The following is a 17,809-nucleotide window of genomic DNA, read 5'->3' on the forward strand; positions in this document are numbered from 1 at the left end:
TTCTCAATAGCAAGTCTTCACCGCCTCAGGGCAAACATCCGACCATAGGTCAGGCAGCGCCACAGCCACTCGAGTGGCCCGTAACGGAAGCGGTCGAGCCAGGGTTTCGACCAGCCCAACATGATCGACCAGGCGAGCAGGACTACGAGGTACAGCTCGCTACGCCCCAACCGTCCGAACAGGTCGAGGCCCCAGTTTCCAAATACCAACAGCATGACGATCGATGTGCCGAGGTAATTAGTGAAAGCCGCGCGACCGGCCGCCTCGACACGTTTCCCGAGCCATCCTCCGGCTCTTGGCGCCCAGAGGACGAGCAGAAAGAGGAAACCAAGCGTCATGGCGAGGCGCGGAAGATGCGACCAGCCCACAAGCGCGGCGTAGGTTCCGTAGTAGGTATACCCTCCAGCCTTGGTCGCCAGCGCAATCCAAGCCGTGGGTATCGCTCCAACCATGAGCAAACTCCCACCCCACCGGCGCAATCTACTCGGTGACCAGTCCCCGGTGAAAAGACCTAAGCGAAAGAGAGCGATCCCCAACAGAACGAGAGGAAGGATTTCGAACGGGAACTCGGTGAACTCGATTGTGGGATCCCATGCGTGCCATTCGAAATTGTGCCCGACGAAGTCCCAGTAACTGCCGTCCTGCAGTATCGCTGCCTCGTCCTGACCATCGGCCAGATCGGCCTCTGCTCCGGCGATGAATTCCGCCCTCACCTGCTGCAGTGCCGCGCTATCGGGCGGAGGACCGTCGACCACGCTCTGCACGAATCCCATCGTCGAGCCGAAGTAGATGGCGCCCGAGACATACCCCACCATGGCGAGGCCGATCTGCTGCTTCGGCGAGAGGTCGAGCAGCAGGAACACTGCAACTACCCCGGAGAACGCATAGGCGAAGAGGATGTCTCCCCTCCACACGAAATAGAAGTGAATCAGACCGAACAGGCCCAGCCACAGGAGCCGCCGGACCTGGAGCATACGTGTTGCGCCCTTCTCCCACGCCTTCTCGAGGAATAGCCAGAGGCCGGCCCCGAACAGGATCGCGAAGAGGCCGCGCATCTTGCCGTCCACAAGTATGAACTGGGCGACCCACATCCAGTCTTCGCTTGGCGAGTGGCCCGTCGTGAAGGCCCCCGGATAGCCATAGGCGGGGTGGGGCTGGCCTATGGACATGATGTTGGCCACCAGGATGCCCATCACCGCGATCCCGCGAATGAAGTCGAGGCTCGCAATCCGGCCGCCCTCCAGCGCCGCTGGCCGGGGGCATTCTTGCGCAGCTATTCTCGAATCATCCATGTTCGTCCCGATTTCTACCCAAACAGGCTTGCCGACCTAGCCTGCGGAAGCCCTTGCGCCACAATCAGCGACAGAGAAACTCACACCTTTCGTGGGGATTCGACCGGTTCACCGCCCTTACCTCCCCCTCCCGCCGATCGACGGCTCGCCACCCCACCCGGGTTCAATTGTTTCGCGTTGTTAACCCTAAATTAGTGGTAGTCTGCGATCCCCCTTCAACGAGACCGCCGCAAGACGCGGCATGATTGATTGACACAGGCGCTACAGGGGGACCTAGCCTTGCGTGTACTGGCTTTGGCATCACAGAAGGGCGGATCGGGTAAAACCACGCTCTCGGGACATCTGGCCGTTCAGGCCCAGCGTGCGGGCGCCGGACCCGTTGTCCTGATCGATATCGACCCGCAGGGGTCGCTCGCCGACTGGTGGAACGAACGTGAAGCGGAACTGCCCGCCTTCGCACAAACCACTGTTGCCCGGCTCGCGGCCGACCTTGCCATACTGCGCCAGCAGGGCTTCAAGCTCGCCGTCATCGACACGCCGCCGGCTATCACCATGGCCATCCAGTCGGTCATCTCGGTTGCCGAGCTGATCGTGGTTCCGACCCGCCCGAGCCCGCACGATCTTCGTGCTGTCGGCGCAACGGTCGACCTGTGCGAACGCGCTGGCAAGTCGCTGATCTTCGTGGTCAACGCAGCCACGCCCAAGGCCAAGATCACTTCGGAAGCCGCCGTCGCGCTCTCGCAGCACGGCACCGTCGCTCCGATCACCCTTCACCACCGCACCGACTTCGCCGCTTCGATGATCGACGGTCGCACGGTTATGGAGGTCGACCCGGAAAGCCGCTCGGCTGCCGAGGTCACCGCTCTCTGGAAATACATCTCGGATCGCTTGGAAAAGCAGTTCCGCCGTACCGTCTTTGCCGCGCCCAACCAGCAATCCGCTGTGGCGCAGCCCGGTGCCCATCGTCCCGCCGGTGGCTTCGGCCGTCGGGTCGCCCAGTAAGAGCAGCTAAGGAAAGGCGGAGGCCAGCCGGATGTCAGACGCCAATTTCGCATCCCTCTCCTCGACCCTGCTTGCACGCAAGGGCGGCGCCAAGCCTGCCATGCGTCCGCAATCAGCAGCACTGGGGCCGGTCGACGGCGTAGCCGCGGCCGCAAACCTCGAGGATTTGGGCTGGAACGACATGGGCGAAGATGCGCCCGCACCGCAGTTCGAGCAGGCACCGGCAGCAGCCGCATCCTCGCCCACTTCCGGTTCGCTTGCCGAATCGGGCTTGATCAAGAAGCCTGCCCTCCCCCCGCTCGACGAGCGCGATGCGCAGGATGCGTTCGCCGATGAAGACGACAATCGCGTCGTGCCGATTTCGCCGCTCCAGACCAAGGACGGTAACAGCGCGTCCAACCAGGTCCGCGAATCGCTCGATCGCATTGCCGACAAGCTCGACGGGAAATTGCCGGTCCAGGCCGACAATGAAGACGACCTCGAAGAGGACACGGAAGCGTTCGCCAAGGTCGAACTACCCAAAAATCTCAAGCCTGCCCCGACCCGCAGCAAGGCGGTCGCCAAGGGCAAGCGCGCGGCTTTCACGCTGCGTCTCGATCAGGAGCGTCACCTGATGCTGCGCCTCGCCTGCACCGTTCGCGGCAGCAGCGCCCAGCAACTGGTGACCGATGCTCTCGACGGCCTCTTGGCCGAAATGCCGGAAATCGCCGCTCTCGCTGCCCAGGTGCAGCGCGGAGCCAACTAGAACTTACGAGGACGTGGGATCGCCTTCCTAAGGGGTAAGAAAATGACGACCAGGAACCACACCTTTGTCAGGCTCGCCGTTACCACGGCGCTTGCAACCACGGCTCTGGCCGGCTGCACCGGCAAGGTGGCACCGTCCTTCAGCGAAAGCTCGAGCAAGGCCGAGGTCGCGCTCAAGAAGGGCAAGGCCGACAAGGCCGTTACCCACGCCGAGGCCGCCGTTCTCGCCAGCCCGCGCGATGCCTATTCGCGTACGCTGCTGGGCAATGCCTACCTCGAAGCGGGCCGCTTCGCATCGGCTGCGCAGACTTTCCAGGACGCCATCGATCTCGGCGATACCTCGCCGCGCACGGTCGTCAGCCTTTCGCTCGCCCTTACCGGCATGGGCGACCGCGCTGGTGCTATCTATGCTCTCGAACGTCATGAAGCCGCTCTCGACCCGGCAGATTTCGGCCTCGCAGTCGCACTCGCCGGCCAGCCGCAGCGCGGCGTGCATGTTCTCTCCAACGCCCTTCGCGGCGGTCAGAACACGGCCAAGGTTCGCCAGAACCTTGCCTATGCCTATGCGATGAGCGGCCAGTGGCGCGAAGCCCGCATCATGGTTTCCGAGGACGTTCCGGCCGACAAGGTTGGTGAACGCATGGCCGAATGGGGCGCGCTTGCTCGCCCCGAATATTTCCGCGTCCGTGTCGCCAGCCTGCTTGGCGTCCAGATCGCAGAAGACCAGGGTCAGCCGGCACAGCTCGCACTGAACAACAATCCGAGCGTTGACATGCTCGCAGCGGAAACACTCGAGGCCGACCCGGTTGAAGAACCGGCACCGGACTTTGCGTTCGCCGAGGAACTGCCGGCTACCAAGCCCGAAGAAGCACCGATCATCAAGATCGATCTCGACGATCCCGCGCTGGTCGAGGACGAGGTTGCGCCGCAGCCGGTCGTGATCGCCGCGCTGGCCGAAGAGCCGAAACCGGCCGAGGCCGCCGCTCCGGTCGCCGCACCTGCCAAGGCACCGGCTCCGGTTGCTGCTTCGGCAGAACGCAAGCCTGCCGCAGCTGCCCCGCGCCTCTCGCTGGCAGAGGGTGACTACAACATCCAGCTCGGCTCCTACTTCACGATGGAAGACGCGCTGGAAGGCTGGCGCCAGTTCCAGGCGATGTATCCCGAGCTCGAAGGCGCAGAACGCGTCATCAGCAAGGCGCGCGTGAATGGCAAGATCTACTACCGTGTAGCTGCTGCCAACTACGCCAAGGATTCGGCCCGCTCGATGTGCTCGAGCGTCAAGGGCAAGGGCGGCGGCTGCATCGCCTACGCCCAGAGCAACCCGCTCCCGGGTCAGCTCGATTCAGTTGTACGGGTCGCTGCGCGGTAATATTCGCGTCGACATTACCACCGAGCCTGGCCCCTTCCGGATTCGTCCGGCGGGGGCCTTTTCTTTGCGCTAGAGCTCGATCCTCGCCCCGCCCTTCCACAACGCGGTGACGCGACCTTGCGTGGGCTGTCCATCGAACGGCGTGTTGCCAGCCGTAGCGGCCATACGGGCGCTCTGGATCACCCAGGGCTTGTCGGGATCGACCAGCGCGAGATCGGCCTCATATCCTTCGGCGAGCACACCCGCCTTCACTTCGAACAGGTTTGCCGGATTGGTCGAAACCAATTCGAAGGCCCGGGGCAGGTCAATGACATCGTCGAGCACGAGCGAGAGCACCATGGCGAGCAGCGTCTCCGCTCCCGCCATCCCGGGTTCTGCATCGGCATAGGGGAGGCGCTTGTCTTCCGGACCACGTGGATCGTGACCGCTCGAGACCACGTCGATAGTGCCGTCAGCGATGGCTTCGCGCACGGCCTGCCGGTCATCTTCGCTCCGCAGCGGGGGTGAAAGGCGGGCGAAGGTACGGAAATCGGCGGTTGCAAGATCCGAGAGCATGAAATGGGCGGGCGTGACGCCGGCTGTCACTGACTGTCCCGAGGCCTTTGCCTTGCGGATCAACTCCAGGCCCGCACGCGTCGTAACCTGGCGGAAATGAATTCGCGCACCGGCGAGGTCCGCCAGCGCAAGATCGCGCGCGATCGCGATCGCTTCTGCCTCGGCGGGCGCGCTGGGCAACCCACGTCGGGTCGCATATTCGCCAGCTGTCGCAACCGCGTCGCCGACCAGCGCAGCGTCCTCTGCATGGGCGATGACCGGAAGATCGAGCATGGCGGCATACTGCAGCAGCCGCAGCATCACGCCGCTATCGGCAATCCACTGGCGGCCCGTTGCGATCCCCTTCGCCCCGGCATCCCGCATGAGTGCGATTTCGGCGATTTCCCGGCCTTCAAGGCCGCGCGTGGCTGCAGCCAATGGGTGGACCCAGAAATCGGGCTTGCCGCTCTTTGAAATGTACGAGACCCGGCTCGGCAGATCGAGCGGCGGCGACTGGTCCGGCATCAGCGCTGCGCGCGTGATCCCACCGAAATGGAAGGCGGGTTTGTCGATCGCGAAGACGCCTAGGTCGACCAGTCCGGGTGCCAGGACCTGCCCCTTGGCATCGAATGTCTCACCTTCACCTGCAGCTAGGTCGCCAAGTGAGGCGATCTTGCCATTCTCTATCGTCAAGGCACCATCGTGCACGCCATCGGGCGTGACCAAGCGGGCATTGCTGATCGTCACCGGAGCAGACTGCTTCATGCCGCGTCTCCCCAACCTGCGACCCCTCGCGCGCGGCGGGTCAGCACATCGAGGCAGGCCATGCGGATCGCCACGCCCATCTCGACCTGTCGGGTGATGATCGAGCGATCGATCATGTCGGCCACTTCGCTGTCGATCTCGACGCCGCGGTTCATCGGGCCGGGATGCATCACCAGCGTATCATCCTTGGCCCCTGCCAGCCGCGTCTTGGTGAGGCCGTAGAGGTGGTGATACTCGCGTGCCGAGGGAATGAACTGTCCGCTCATCCGCTCGGTCTGGAGGCGCAACATCATCACTACGTCAGCACCGTCGAGTGCCGCGTCGAAATCATGGAAGACTTCTGCCCCCATCGCCTCGATCCCGGCGGGCATCAGCGCAGGCGGGGCGCACAAGCGGACGGTGGCGCCCAGAGCCTGAAGGCACAGCAGATTCGAACGCGCCACCCGGCTGTGCAGGATATCGCCGCAGATCACGACGGTCAGACCGGTGAAGTCGTTGGCCGTCTCGCCTCGCTCGCGCAGGGCATGCCGCAGAGCCAGCGCATCGAGCAAAGCCTGGGTGGGGTGCTCATGCTGGCCATCACCTGCATTGAGCACCGGGCAATCGACCTTGTCCGCGATCAGCCCGGTTGCCCCGCTCGATCCGTGACGGATCACGATTGCATCGGCGCGCATCGCATTGAGCGTTATCGCCGTATCGATCAGCGTCTCGCCCTTCTTCACGCTGGACTGCGCAGCGTGCATGTTGACGACATCCGCGCCCAGCCGCTTTCCAGCGATCTCGAAACTCAACAGCGTGCGCGTCGAGTTTTCGAAGAACGCGTTGATGATCGTGAGACCGGCAAGCGCATCGACATGCTTGGTGCGCTGGCGGTTGAGCTCCACCCATTGTTCCGCCTCGTCGAGCAGGAAAAGGATTTCGTGCCGCTCGAGCTGCCCGATGCCGAGCAGGTCGCGGTGCGGAAATGCCTGCGCGCCCGCCGGATAGCGGGCCGCATGAGGCGAGGTGTCCGTCATTGCCATTAAAGCCACGCCCTTAGTCGACTGGTTTCAACCCCTCAAGCATATTCCTGTGGCGCAATGCCACCGCGCTCCCTAGGTTGGAGATCAAGACATTTCAGGGGAAGTATTTTCATGCATTTCGCAGGCAAGGTCTGGCGTCTGCTGGTCGGTATCAAGGACGGCCTCGTTCTGCTGTTCATGCTGCTGTTCTTCGCCGTACTGTTCGCGATCCTGACCGCGCGTCCAGGTCCATCGCAAGTGCGCGAAGGGGCACTATTGCTGGAACTCGATGGCGTCGTCGTTGAAGAGCGCACGCCGGTCGATTTCTTCGACGCTTTCCTGTCAGGCAGTGCGCCGGTTGCCGAACACCAGGCGCGCGATGTCGTTCGCGCGCTCGATGCTGCGGCGAAGGACGAACGGATCACCGCAGTGGTCCTCGATCTCGATCGTTTCCTCGGTGCAGGTCAGGTCCATTTGCAGGATATCGGCGAAGCGCTCGACCGCGTGCGAGCGGCCGAAAAGCCCGTGCTTTCCTACGCTACGGCATATGCCGACGACGGGGTGTTCCTTGCCGCGCATGCAAGCGAAGTCTGGGTCAATCCCCTGGGCGGAGCCTTCGTAGCCGGGCCCGGCGGACATCGCCGCTATTACGCTGGCCTGATCGAGAAGCTCAACATCAAGGCGCGCGTCTACCGCGTCGGTACCTACAAGAGTGCGGTGGAGCCTTGGACCGAAACCGGTATGTCCGAACCGGCGCGCGAGAACGCGCGGGCCCTCTACGGTGCGCTTTGGGAAGAATGGCAGGCCAATGTGAAGAAGGCACGCCCGGCAGCCGATCTCGATCTCGTGAGCCAGGATCCGGTCAGCTGGGTCGAAGCAGCGAATGGCGATTTCGCGGTCGCCGCGCTCAACGCGGGTCTCGTCGACAAACTCGGCACACGCGTCGAGTTCAAGGAGCGTGTTGCCGAACTCGTGGGCAAGGACGACTGGAGCAATGAGCCGGGCGCCTTCCCCTCGACACCGCTCGCTGCGTGGCTCGACGAGAATCCGTGGCCGCGCGACGGTCGCGCGATCGGCGTCATCACTGTCGCTGGCGAGATCGTCGATGGCGAAGCGGGGCCGGGTACGGCAGGCGGGACGCGAATCGCGCAGCTACTCGACGAAGCCCTCTCCCGCAACCTGGCTGGTTTGGTGGTGAGGGTGGATTCGCCCGGCGGTTCGGTGTTGGCGAGCGAGGAAATCCGTACTGCCATCCTGCGTCACAAGGCGCGCGACATACCCATCGCTGTGTCGATGGCCAATGTGGCGGCAAGCGGAGGCTACTGGGTCTCAACCCCGGCGGACCGCATTTTCGCCGAGCCTGACACCGTCACCGGTTCGATCGGCATTTTCGCCGTCATCCCCAGCTTCGAGGATGCGGCAGCCAGCATCGGTGTGACCAGCGATGGCGTGCGGACAGGTCCGCTTTCGGGCCAGCCTGATCCAATCGGCGGCTTCACGCCCGAGGTCGACCGGATACTCCAGGCCTCTATCGAGAACGGCTACCGGGATTTCCTCAATCGTGTTTCCAAGGCACGACGCATTTCAACCGAACAGGTCGACCGCATCGGACAGGGCCGTGTGTGGGATGGCGGGACGGCTCGCCAGATCCAGCTGGTCGATGAATATGGCGGCATGGAAGAAGCGCTGGAATGGGTTGCCGGGCAGGCCGAGCTATCCGAGGGCGAGTGGTCGCCGCTCTACTTGGGTGACGAGCGCAGCACGACCGATACTATCCTGCAACGCTGGCTGATCGGCGAGGAAGAAGCGGAAGGACGCGACGTCTTCGCTATGCTAGCCGAACGCGAGCAGGCCGGCATTGCGATGATGCTCGGCGATGTGCAGCGGCTGCTCGCGACGAAGGGTGCCCAGGCCTATTGCCTTACCTGCCCCTCCCCCGCGCGAAGTGAGGCGCACGGCACCCGCAGCTTTGATGGATTCCTCTCGAGACTGGCGGCTTTTTTCGGCGATTGATCCGCTTGCAAAGGGGCGATTCGCCGCGTAAAGGCGCGCCCCTGCCCGGCGCTCACGCGCCGCATCGGGCGGGCGCGTAGCTCAGTGGTAGAGCACACCCTTCACACGGGTGGGGTCGCAAGTTCAATCCTTGCCGCGCCCACCATTTCTCACCTCATTGCTTTGGTCGCCCTGGGCGGGGGAGAGGATTTGCGCGTGCGCGACTCCAACCGATAACGGAAAGGCCGCCCCGATCGGGACGGCCTCTCAATAACTTTCAGATCTGTCGCAGATCAGGCAGCCTTGGCCTTCCTGGTGGATGTCTCGGCCGTCGCATCCTCTTCTACTGGCGCGCTTTCGTTACCCTTCTTGTCGAGGATCTTCTTTGCCACGTAGCCACCTGCACCAAGCGCGAGCATGGCCGGGAGGCTCATTCTGCGCAGGACGCTGGCGGCAACTACGCCGAGCGCTGCTCCTCCAGCACCGCCGATGCCGAAACCATCGACCTTCTTCGCCAGTTTGTCGCCTGCATAAGCGCCGATAATCTTGCCAATCATGTGAAATCTCCTTTGACCGATCAACGGTTTGGAGCGGCAAGCGTTCCCTGGTCTGCGCCGTTACCGATACCCGTTTCGAGCATGCGATTGGCCATTCTCGCTACTTCGCTGGCGCTTGGATCACCTGCCTGGCGCCAGATCGCGTATCGCAGCCCCAAGAAGACGTTCATGCCCATTAGGGCCCAGGCCTCTATCTCGCCCAGTCCTTGGCGCATCTCGCCAGTGGCCCCTCCCTTCTGGAGGCGCTCGACGATCCGCTCCCCCACCGTTTCATAGTGCTGGCGATAGCTATCGGGGTCGACGAACTCAGCCTCGTCGATGATGCGGTAGATTTCCTTGTGATCGCCGGCGAACAGAAGAAATGCCTCTAGCGCCGCACGTTCGATCTCCAGTGGGTCCATCTCCGGCTCGATCGCGTCGCGCGCAGCGGATTTCACGGCCTCGCTCATATCGGCGACGAGCGCGCGGAAGATCTCGTCCTTGCTGTCGAAATAGGTGTAGAAACTTCCCAGCGCCACGCCTGCGCGCCGCGTGATCGAGCTGATCGACGCCTCGTGGAAGCCATTGTCTCCGAACTCGACCGCGGCCGCATCCAGCAATTTGCGCAAGGTCTTGCGTCCGCGCTCGGTGCGCGGCGTCTTGCGATCATCGGGTGCGCTTGCAGCCATGTCCCATCCCTTCCACTGCCCTTTGGCTAGACCGACAAACAAGCGCAAGGCAAGAACAAACTTGAAAGGTGGTTCAGTTTTCAATATCAGGGCGGCAAGAGAGCCATCTGGGAGGGATTTTCATGAGTCTTCACGCCAACCGTCCGCTTGTCGCCTTGCTCGCAGGCACTGCTTCCTTGTGCTGGGCTGCACCCGTTGCTGCTCAGGCCGACGAAGGCACCGTGGCCGGAACCACTGCCGAAGAGGACGATGTCATCATCGTTACGGCTCGCCGCCGCGAGGAACGGCTGATCGACGTGCCGATATCGGTCACGGCGCTATCGGGCGAAGCTCTGGTACGCGGGGGCACGCTGGAATTGACCGAGGTGGGCGAGGTCGTCCCTAACCTGACGCTCGAGGTTAGCCGTGGCACGAACACGACACTCACAGCCTTCATTCGCGGCGTCGGCCAGCAGGATCCGGTTGCAGGCTTCGAGGCCGGCGTCGGGCTCTATGTCGATGACGTCTATCTGAACCGCCCGCAGGCTGCCGTCCTCGATGTCTACGATGTCGAGCGCATCGAGGTGCTACGAGGGCCGCAGGGCACGCTTTATGGCCGCAACACGATCGGTGGCGCGATCAAATACGTCACTGCTCGCCTGCCCGATGAGACTCAGGTCAAGGTCCGGGCCACATATGGCTCCTACGACCAGGCAGATGCCATTATCACCGCCTCGACCCCGGTAGGCGACAATCTGCGCATTGGTGCGAGCGCCGCACGTCTTTCACGCGGCGGTTTTGGCGACAATCTCAACCTTGATGGCGTCGAGAACTACAACAAGGATGTCTGGGCTGCGCGCGGCACTATCGAGTTCGAAAGCGGTCCGCTCTTCGCACGTCTTTCCGGCGACTACGTCAAGGACAATAGCGACCCGCGGCAAGGACATCGATTCCTCCCCGGGGTGATCACCGGAGCACCGGTTCTCGACGATGTCTACGACACGCGGGCCGGCCTCGATATCGTCGAGCAGGAGGTCGAGGCCTATGGCGGTTCGCTCAATGTCGCGCTTGAATTGTCGGATACGCTGACGATCAAGTCGATAACGGGCTACCGCGAAGACCAGTCGACGACGCCAATCGATTTCGACAGCCTCCCGGTCGTCGATCTCGACGTCCCTGCCATCTACGAGAACGACCAGTTCAGCCAGGAACTCCAGCTCCTCTACGAAGGGGACAGGCTCTCTGGCGTGCTCGGGGCATATTATCTGGACGCCAATGCGCTCACCGCATTCGACGCGGGCATCTGGGTCGTCGGCGATTTCGTCTCGCTGCCCGGGCTGACGGCCCAGACCTTCGGCGACGTCGATACTGAAACCTGGTCGATCTTCGGTGACTTCACCTTCGATATTGCGGACCAGCTCAGCATTTCCCTCGGCGGTCGCTATACCAACGACAAGCGTACCAGCCGCGTGCTTCGCACGACCTATATCGGCGGCTTCTCGGAGCTGTTCGATGGCGATGGCACGGCGATCGCGGTGACGAGCGATTTCGAAGGCAGCGAAACCTTCGACGAATTCACTCCGCGCGCTTCGATCAGCTTCAAGCCGACTCCCGACCACAACATCTATTTCACCTATTCCAAGGGCTTCAAGGGCGGCGGCTTCGATCCGCGCGGCCAAACGACCCAGGCGGACGACCTTGATGGAAACGGCACCGTGACTGAAGCCGAAATTTTCGAATACATGCGCTTCGCACCGGAAACGGTCGACAGCTATGAGCTCGGCTGGAAAGCCTCGCTGCTCGACAATCGCCTGAATGTCAGCGTCGCCGGATTCATCTCCGACTATAAGGACGTGCAGGTGCCCGGTTCGGTGGGTGTCGACACGAATGGCGATGGCCTCGCCGACACATTCGCCGGGATTACCGATAATGCCGGCAGCGCGAGCATCAACGGGATCGAGATCGAGGCTTCGGCCCTTGTCGGACGTGATTTTGCCGGGGAAGGCAGCCGCCTGACCTTCGACTGGTCGCTCGGCTATATCGACGCTCAGTATGACGAGTTCATCATTGCCGATGTCGACCAGGCGGATGCGACGCGGGTCCAGAACACTCCCGAGTTCACGGTCCACGCAGGTTTCGATCTCGGCGTTCCGATCGGCACAGGGATGATCGATTTCCTCGGCTCGCTATCGATGCGCAGCGACAGCCAGCAGTTCGAATTCCCGACACCCTTCATCGACCAGGACGGGTTCGTCCTCGCCGATGCGAGCATTGTCTACACCGACGACCTCGATCGCTTCTCGATCGGGATCCACGGCAAGAACCTGTTCGACAAGCGCTATGTCGTTGCGGGCTACGACTTCGTGTTCAACACGCAGCTTGGGATCGAGAACAATGTGACCGGATTCTATGGCGATCCGCGCCGCTTCTTCATCACCGGCGAGATCAGGTTCTAGACCCTTCTCGCTTCCTCCCGAGGGGCGGCGGCCGGGTGACCGGTTCGCCGCCCTTCCCTTTTGACCGCGCGGCAAAGCGTTTCCCTACTGGAAAAGCGCACGCGCAATCGGCATAGCGCGGCCCCATGCACGATATCGCCTATATCCGAGCCAATCCCGAAGCTTTCGATGCCGCCACGACGCGGCGCGGTGGTGAGCCAGTCGCGGATCGCATCCTCGCACTCGATACGAAGAAACGCGAGGCGCAGACCCGCGTGCAGGAGGCCCAGAGCCGCCGTAACGAAGCTTCCAAGGCAATCGGCCAGGCGATGGGCCAGGGCGACAAGGACAAAGCCGAGGCGCTCAAGGCCGAGGTAGCCGAGATCAAGGCGAGCATGCCGCAATGGGAAGAGGCCGAGGCTACTGCTGGTGCCGAGCTCACCGACCTGCTCGCGCGCCTGCCGAATATCCCCGCCGATGATGTGCCTGAGGGCGCGGACGAGAACGACAACGTCGAGATCGCCGTTTGGGGTGAGAAACGCGATTTCGCTTTCGAGCCGAAGGAACATGCCGATATCGGCCCGGCGCTGGGCATGGACTTCGAGACTGGCGCGGCTCTGTCGGGTGCGCGCTTCACCTTCCTGCGCGGCGATATCGCTCGTCTCCACCGCGCCCTCGCCCAGTTCATGCTCGACAAGCAGACGAGGGAAAACGGCTACACCGAATGCAACCCGCCGGTGCTGGTAAACGACGATGCGATGTACGGCACTGACAAGCTCCCAAAGTTTGCCGAGGACAGCTTCCAGACCACAGATGGTCGCTGGCTCGTTCCCACCTCTGAAGTCCCCCTTACAGCTTCGGTCGCCGACCAGATCATCCCTGAACCGGCCGAACCCATCCGCCTCACCGCACACACGCTCTGCTTCCGCAGCGAGGCGGGCTCGGCGGGCAAGGATACGCGCGGTTTCATTCGCCAGCACCAGTTCGAGAAGGTCGAGATGGTCAGCATCTGCCGCCCCGAGGATAGCGAGGCTGAGCACGAGCGCATGACCGGATGTGCCGAGGGTATCCTCCAGGCGCTGGGCCTGCCTTATCGCAAAGTGCTGCTTTGCGTAGGCGACATGGGCTTCGGCGCGCGCAAGACCTACGACCTCGAGGTGTGGCTTCCAGGACAGGGCGCCTATCGCGAGATCTCGTCCTGTTCGAATACGGGCGAGTTTCAGGCTCGCCGCATGAACGCGCGCTACAAGCCCGAGGGCGAGAAGAAGACCCGCTTCGTCCATACTCTGAACGGTTCGGGTCTCGCTGTGGGCCGCACACTTGTCGCGGTGATGGAGAACTACCAGGAGGCAGACGGCAGCGTCACGGTTCCGCAATGCCTCGCGCCCTACATGGGCGGCGTGACCAAGCTGGAGCCTGCCGCGTGAAGATCCTTCTCACCAACGATGATGGCATCCTCGCCCCAGGCCTCGAAGTCCTCGAAGCTATCGCTCGCCAATTCTCCGACGATATCTGGATCTGTGCGCCCGACGAAGAACAGTCGGGCATGGGCCACGCGCTTACGCTGACCAAGCCTGTCCGCCTGCGCAAGCACGGCGAGCGGCGCTTCTCTGTTACCGGGACACCCACCGATTCGGTTACCATGGGCCTGCGTCAGGTTATGGACGGTCCGCCCGACGTGATCCTGTCAGGCGTTAACCGCGGTGCAAACCTAGGCGACGACATCACCTATTCGGGTACGGTGTCTGCCGCCATCGAAGGCGCACTGGCCGGCATCCGCTCTATCGCCTTGAGCCAGGTCATCGGCCGGGACGATGCAGGCAACGACATGTCCTTTGCCGCTGCAGAGGAATGGGGCGCCAGGGTTCTCGGGCCGCTGCTCGATACCCCCCTTCCCGATCGCACTCTGGTCAATGTCAATTTCCCGCCGCGCGCGCCAGGCGATGTGAAGGGCATCCGCGCTGTGGCTCAAGGCTTCCATGACTATTCGCGCGGGACGGTGGTCGAAGGGCGCGATCCGCGAGGCTTCAAGTACTACTGGTTCGGCCTCCAGGCGATCGAGCACACGCCCGACCATGGCACCGATCTGGAAGCGATTGCAGACGGTTACGTTTCGGTCACGCCCCTACAGCTGGATCTGACCCACCATGCGTCCATGCAGGCGCTCGGTGAACGTTACGAAGGCTGAGCGCACTTGACCGCCCCTCTCGCTTTGCCCACCTAGGCGCCAGATGAGAGAGAACAAGCAACTCGACCGCATCGTGCCGGACAAGCAGCCGCGCACCTTTCGCGGCCCACGCTTCAAGCCGCTGCGCCGCGCGCTCAAGCTGCCCGTCTGGGGCGATCTGGGCATTCGACTGGGCGCCGCGCTCTTCCTGATCTTCATCGTGGTCATGATCCACTGGTGGGATCGCGAAGGGCTGGTCGACAATCTCGACGGCGAAGTCAGCTTCCTCGACGTGATCTATTTCACCATGATTTCGATCACGACGACCGGCTTCGGCGACATTGCTCCAATTTCCGACCGCGCGCGTTTGGTGGAGGCGGTCATCGTGACGCCGATCCGTTTCGCGGTATTCTTTATCTTCGTGGGCACAGCCTACAATTTCATCATCAAGCGCAGCTGGGAGAAATGGCGCATGGCCCGCATCCAGGAAAAGCTGTCCGACCACATCGTGGTGCTGGGCTTCGGCATATCGGGCTCGGAAGCGGTCGACGAACTGGTCGAACGCGGCACCGATCCATCCTGCATCGTCGTGATCGACCCGAGCGAAGAACGGCTGGCAGAGGCGGAAGCACTCGGTTGCAATGTCATGGCTGCTGACGCGACGCGCGACGAGACTTTGAAGGCGGTACGCATCGACCAGGCCAAGAACGTGCTGATCTCTGCTGGTCGTGACGATACGACGATCCTGATCACTCTGACCGTCCGCGCGCTCGCTCCCCAAGTGCCGATCAGCGTGGTCGTACGTGCCGACGATAACGAGTCGCTCGCCCGCCAGGCAGGCGCGAACAATGTCATCAATCCCGTCCGCTTCACCGGCCTGTTGCTTGCCGGCAGCGCCAAGGGTGAACACATCGCCGATTATCTCGCCGACCTCGCCAGCGTTTCAGGCCGGGTGCAGCTGGTCGAGCGCGAGATCACCGAGGATGAGTGCGGCTGTGCGATCAACGAACTCAACAGCGGCGGACGCGGTCTGCGCGTCTATCGCAATGGACGTGCGATCGGCTTCTGGGAAGATGAGTGCCAGGACCTGCAGAAGGGGGACATCATCGTAGAGATTGTCGCGACAGAGAATGGCACCTCCCGCGGCGATGGCCACTCCAGCGACGGTTAGGTCTGGCGCAAGGGCCAGACCTGACGCGACTTACGGCATGAATGCGTGTACCGCCGCCATGGCTGTGAAGAACAACAGCCAGTAGCCTCCATCGATCAGGTAAAGTCGCCTGTCCGCGTCCTGGAACAAGTAGTTGGTCCAAAGCGCCGGTAGGATGAAGCCCAGCGCCACACCAAAGCCGGTCAGTATCTTGACCGTCACAGACAGGTCCTTGGCATAGCTCGCGAAGGTGTGCGCCAGCGTCCAGCTGGCCAGCAGAGCGAGCAGGAAGGTCAGACCATACGTCTTGGCCGGGTTGATCTGCTTGATGTCCTCTTCGGACTTGCCGACTGCGGCCATCCAACTCTTGCCCATGACCGGGCCGTACCACAGCCCGCCAACCAGAAAGCCACTCAATGCGGCCAGCACCACCGCCAGCCAGTTCACATCGAACAGGTTCATGTCTTCAATCCTCTCCCATGTGCAACCCAAGCGGGTGCTAGCGCAAATGGGCGAAGCGGTGTAGGGGGCCGCGCAAATCCACGGACATTGGCATGAACACCTCCACCACCCCGATCCCCGACCAGAAGAAGGTCGGCATGGTTTCCCTCGGCTGCCCCAAGGCGCTGGTCGATAGCGAACGCATCCTAACGCGCCTCCGCGCCGATGGCTATGCGATGAGCCCCGACTACGCTGGCGCGGATGTGGTGCTGGTAAACACCTGCGGCTTCCTCGACAGCGCCAAGGAAGAAAGCCTCCAGGCGATCGGCGAGGCGATTGCCGAGAATGGCCGCGTTATCGTGACCGGCTGCTTGGGCGAGGAAGCCGACGCCATCCGTGCCGCGCATCCCAGCGTTCTGGCCGTGACCGGCGCGCATCAGTACGAGGCGGTGGTAGAAGCCGTCCATGAGCACGCTCCGCCTTCACAGGGTCCCTTCATCGACCTCATTCCGCAGCCCGATGTGAAGCTGACCCCGCGCCACTACAGCTATTTGAAGATTTCAGAGGGCTGCAACCACTCCTGCGCCTTCTGCATCATCCCGGATTTGCGCGGCAAACTCGCAAGCCGACGGATCGATGCGGTGCTGCGCGAGGCTGAGAAGCTGGTTGCGGCAGGCACGAAGGAGCTGCTGGTCATCAGTCAGGACACCAGCGCCTATGGCGTGGACACGCGGCACGAAAGCAAGCCTTGGAAGGGCCGCGAGGTTCGCGCGCACATGACCGATCTCGCGCGCGAGTTGGGCCAGCTCGACATCGGTGGCGGCACACCGCCCTGGGTGCGACTGCACTATGTCTATCCCTACCCGCATGTCGACGCTGTCATCCCGTTGATGGCGGAAGGACTGCTGACGCCATATCTCGACATCCCTTTCCAGCACGCGAGCCCCAAGGTGCTGCGCTCGATGAAGCGTCCGGCGAACGAGGCAAAAGTACTCGAGCGCCTCAAGGGTTGGCGCGACATCTGTCCGGAAATCGCGATCCGATCCAGCTTCGTGGTGGGTTTCCCCGGCGAGACCGAGGACGATTTCCAGTATCTCTTGGACTGGGTCGAGGAAGCGCAGCTCGACCGCGTCGGCGCCTTCCGCTTCGAGCCTGTCGAGGGGGCGCAAGCGAATGCACTTCCCGACCCCGTACCGGAAGAGGTCAAGGAGGAACGCTATGCACGGGTCATGGAAGTGACCGAGCGCATCAGCGCCGCTAAGCTTCAGGCAAAGGTCGGCAAGACCATTCCGGTCATTATCGACGAGGTGGGAGAGCCGGACGAAGATGGCGACATCGGTGCAACTGGCCGCAGCCAGGCCGATGCACCTGAAATCGATGGCGCGGTCTACCTTCGCACGGTTCCTTCCGATACGCGGGCCGGCGATATCGTCACGGTGGAGGTCGAAGATGCGGATGCGCACGACCTCTATGGTGTAATAGCCTGAGCTTCTGCTGTTTTTTGGCGCGTTAACCAACAGCTTCAACGGCACCGAAACATTGGTAAGAAACTGTTTAAAGTGGCAAAATTCCGCACCCAAGCATAGAAATTCGCGGGCACTGCGCGTGTTGCCTTTACCTCAATCCCTACTTCGCCCTTAACCATTGCAAGGCGCGGATTGGCAGGGCTCAGGCAAAAAATTTGGGCCCGCGTCAAAACATTCTTAATCCTAA

At 62.5% G+C, this 17,809-nt stretch carries 15 protein-coding genes and 1 tRNA gene; 10 read left to right on the forward strand and 6 right to left on the reverse strand.

Annotated features, from left to right (window positions below; all coding sequences use genetic code 11):
- Window positions 1-17: 17 nt before the first annotated feature.
- Entirely contained in the window at window positions 18-1,292 is a 1,275-nt protein-coding gene (locus K3146_RS08015; protein WP_247711124.1) for a DUF418 domain-containing protein, read from the reverse strand.
- 279 nt (window positions 1,293-1,571) lie between these two features.
- Here K3146_RS08015 and K3146_RS08020 point away from each other — a divergent pair, with 279 nt between their 5' ends.
- From K3146_RS08020 to K3146_RS08030, 3 genes are read left to right on the forward strand one after another with little or no spacing between them, the layout of a single operon-like run.
- On the forward strand, window positions 1,572-2,294 hold the full coding sequence (locus K3146_RS08020) for a ParA family protein (RefSeq protein ID WP_221545747.1): 723 nt from the start codon (window positions 1,572-1,574) through the stop codon (window positions 2,292-2,294).
- Between the two features lie 31 nt (window positions 2,295-2,325).
- Entirely contained in the window at window positions 2,326-3,039 is a 714-nt protein-coding gene (locus K3146_RS08025; protein WP_221545930.1) for a hypothetical protein, read from the forward strand.
- Between the two features lie 42 nt (window positions 3,040-3,081).
- A complete protein-coding gene (locus K3146_RS08030; RefSeq protein WP_221545748.1) occupies window positions 3,082-4,407 on the forward strand; it encodes an SPOR domain-containing protein in 1,326 nt (441 codons plus the stop codon).
- Window positions 4,408-4,476: 69 nt separating this feature from the next.
- On the opposite strand, the gene K3146_RS08035 is transcribed toward K3146_RS08030, so the two are convergent.
- On the reverse strand, window positions 4,477-5,706 hold the full coding sequence (locus tag K3146_RS08035) for a dihydroorotase (RefSeq protein WP_221545749.1): 1,230 nt from the start codon (window positions 5,704-5,706) through the stop codon (window positions 4,477-4,479).
- Window positions 5,703-6,728, reverse strand: coding sequence for an aspartate carbamoyltransferase catalytic subunit (locus K3146_RS08040; protein ID WP_221545750.1), 1,026 nt, complete (start codon window positions 6,726-6,728; stop codon window positions 5,703-5,705). Before K3146_RS08040 ends, K3146_RS08035 begins: the two co-directional genes overlap by 4 nt.
- A 111-nt stretch (window positions 6,729-6,839) precedes the next feature.
- Here K3146_RS08040 and sppA point away from each other — a divergent pair, with 111 nt between their 5' ends.
- Together sppA and K3146_RS08050 are read left to right on the forward strand one after the other, a co-directional pair.
- On the forward strand, window positions 6,840-8,720 hold the full coding sequence (sppA, locus tag K3146_RS08045) for a signal peptide peptidase SppA (protein ID WP_221545751.1): 1,881 nt from the start codon (window positions 6,840-6,842) through the stop codon (window positions 8,718-8,720).
- A 70-nt stretch (window positions 8,721-8,790) separates the two neighbouring features.
- Window positions 8,791-8,865, forward strand: a tRNA-Val gene (locus K3146_RS08050).
- Window positions 8,866-8,992: 127 nt separating this feature from the next.
- Here the strand turns inward: K3146_RS08050 and K3146_RS08055 are convergent.
- On the reverse strand, window positions 8,993-9,256 hold the full coding sequence (locus K3146_RS08055; RefSeq protein WP_221545752.1) for a hypothetical protein: 264 nt from the start codon (window positions 9,254-9,256) through the stop codon (window positions 8,993-8,995).
- Between the two features lie 20 nt (window positions 9,257-9,276).
- Window positions 9,277-9,924 (reverse strand): TetR/AcrR family transcriptional regulator, encoded by a 648-nt coding sequence (locus K3146_RS08060; protein WP_221545753.1) that lies wholly within the window; start codon window positions 9,922-9,924, stop codon window positions 9,277-9,279.
- A 122-nt stretch (window positions 9,925-10,046) separates the two neighbouring features.
- On the opposite strand from K3146_RS08060, the gene K3146_RS08065 reads away from it, so the two are divergent.
- The 4 genes from K3146_RS08065 (at window position 10,047) to K3146_RS08080 (ending at window position 15,676) form a co-directional block, all read left to right on the forward strand.
- Entirely contained in the window at window positions 10,047-12,359 is a 2,313-nt protein-coding gene (locus tag K3146_RS08065; RefSeq protein ID WP_221545754.1) for a TonB-dependent receptor, read from the forward strand.
- A 125-nt stretch (window positions 12,360-12,484) separates the two neighbouring features.
- On the forward strand, window positions 12,485-13,765 hold the full coding sequence (gene serS / locus K3146_RS08070; RefSeq protein ID WP_221545755.1) for a serine--tRNA ligase: 1,281 nt from the start codon (window positions 12,485-12,487) through the stop codon (window positions 13,763-13,765).
- Window positions 13,762-14,526 carry a 5'/3'-nucleotidase SurE gene (gene surE, locus K3146_RS08075; protein WP_221545756.1) on the forward strand — a complete coding sequence of 255 codons (765 nt, stop codon included), beginning with the start codon at window positions 13,762-13,764 and terminating at the stop codon, window positions 14,524-14,526. Before serS ends, surE begins: the two co-directional genes overlap by 4 nt.
- 43 nt (window positions 14,527-14,569) lie before the next feature.
- Window positions 14,570-15,676, forward strand: coding sequence for a potassium channel family protein (locus K3146_RS08080; RefSeq protein WP_221545757.1), 1,107 nt, complete (start codon window positions 14,570-14,572; stop codon window positions 15,674-15,676).
- Between the two features lie 30 nt (window positions 15,677-15,706).
- Here K3146_RS08080 and K3146_RS08085 read toward each other — a convergent pair whose 3' ends face one another.
- Window positions 15,707-16,117 (reverse strand): DUF1761 domain-containing protein, encoded by a 411-nt coding sequence (locus K3146_RS08085; RefSeq protein WP_221545758.1) that lies wholly within the window; start codon window positions 16,115-16,117, stop codon window positions 15,707-15,709.
- A gap of 92 nt (window positions 16,118-16,209) precedes the next feature.
- Between K3146_RS08085 and rimO the strand changes: the two genes are divergently transcribed.
- Entirely contained in the window at window positions 16,210-17,583 is a 1,374-nt protein-coding gene (gene rimO / locus K3146_RS08090) for a 30S ribosomal protein S12 methylthiotransferase RimO (RefSeq protein ID WP_221545759.1), read from the forward strand.
- Window positions 17,584-17,809: the final 226 nt, after the last annotated feature.

Source organism: Qipengyuania vesicularis, from assembly GCF_019711415.1.
Taxonomy (GTDB): domain Bacteria; phylum Pseudomonadota; class Alphaproteobacteria; order Sphingomonadales; family Sphingomonadaceae; genus Qipengyuania; species Qipengyuania vesicularis.

Bases quoted from the DNA above. Each gene is read 5' to 3' on its own strand.
- K3146_RS08015 (WP_247711124.1), bottom strand. From the start codon at position 1,292: ATGGATGATTCGAGAATAGCTGCGCAAGAATGCCCCCGGCCAGCGGCG.
- K3146_RS08025 (WP_221545930.1), top strand. From the start codon at position 2,326: ATGTCAGACGCCAATTTCGCATCCCTCTCCTCGACCCTGCTTGCACGC.
- K3146_RS08030 (WP_221545748.1), top strand. From the start codon at position 3,082: ATGACGACCAGGAACCACACCTTTGTCAGGCTCGCCGTTACCACGGCG.
- K3146_RS08035 (WP_221545749.1), bottom strand. From the start codon at position 5,706: ATGAAGCAGTCTGCTCCGGTGACGATCAGCAATGCCCGCTTGGTCACG.
- K3146_RS08040 (WP_221545750.1), bottom strand. From the start codon at position 6,728: ATGGCAATGACGGACACCTCGCCTCATGCGGCCCGCTATCCGGCGGGC.
- sppA (WP_221545751.1), top strand. From the start codon at position 6,840: ATGCATTTCGCAGGCAAGGTCTGGCGTCTGCTGGTCGGTATCAAGGAC.
- K3146_RS08055 (WP_221545752.1), bottom strand. From the start codon at position 9,256: ATGATTGGCAAGATTATCGGCGCTTATGCAGGCGACAAACTGGCGAAG.
- K3146_RS08060 (WP_221545753.1), bottom strand. From the start codon at position 9,924: ATGGCTGCAAGCGCACCCGATGATCGCAAGACGCCGCGCACCGAGCGC.
- K3146_RS08065 (WP_221545754.1), top strand. From the start codon at position 10,047: ATGAGTCTTCACGCCAACCGTCCGCTTGTCGCCTTGCTCGCAGGCACT.
- serS (WP_221545755.1), top strand. From the start codon at position 12,485: ATGCACGATATCGCCTATATCCGAGCCAATCCCGAAGCTTTCGATGCC.
- K3146_RS08080 (WP_221545757.1), top strand. From the start codon at position 14,570: ATGAGAGAGAACAAGCAACTCGACCGCATCGTGCCGGACAAGCAGCCG.
- K3146_RS08085 (WP_221545758.1), bottom strand. From the start codon at position 16,117: ATGAACCTGTTCGATGTGAACTGGCTGGCGGTGGTGCTGGCCGCATTG.
- rimO (WP_221545759.1), top strand. From the start codon at position 16,210: ATGAACACCTCCACCACCCCGATCCCCGACCAGAAGAAGGTCGGCATG.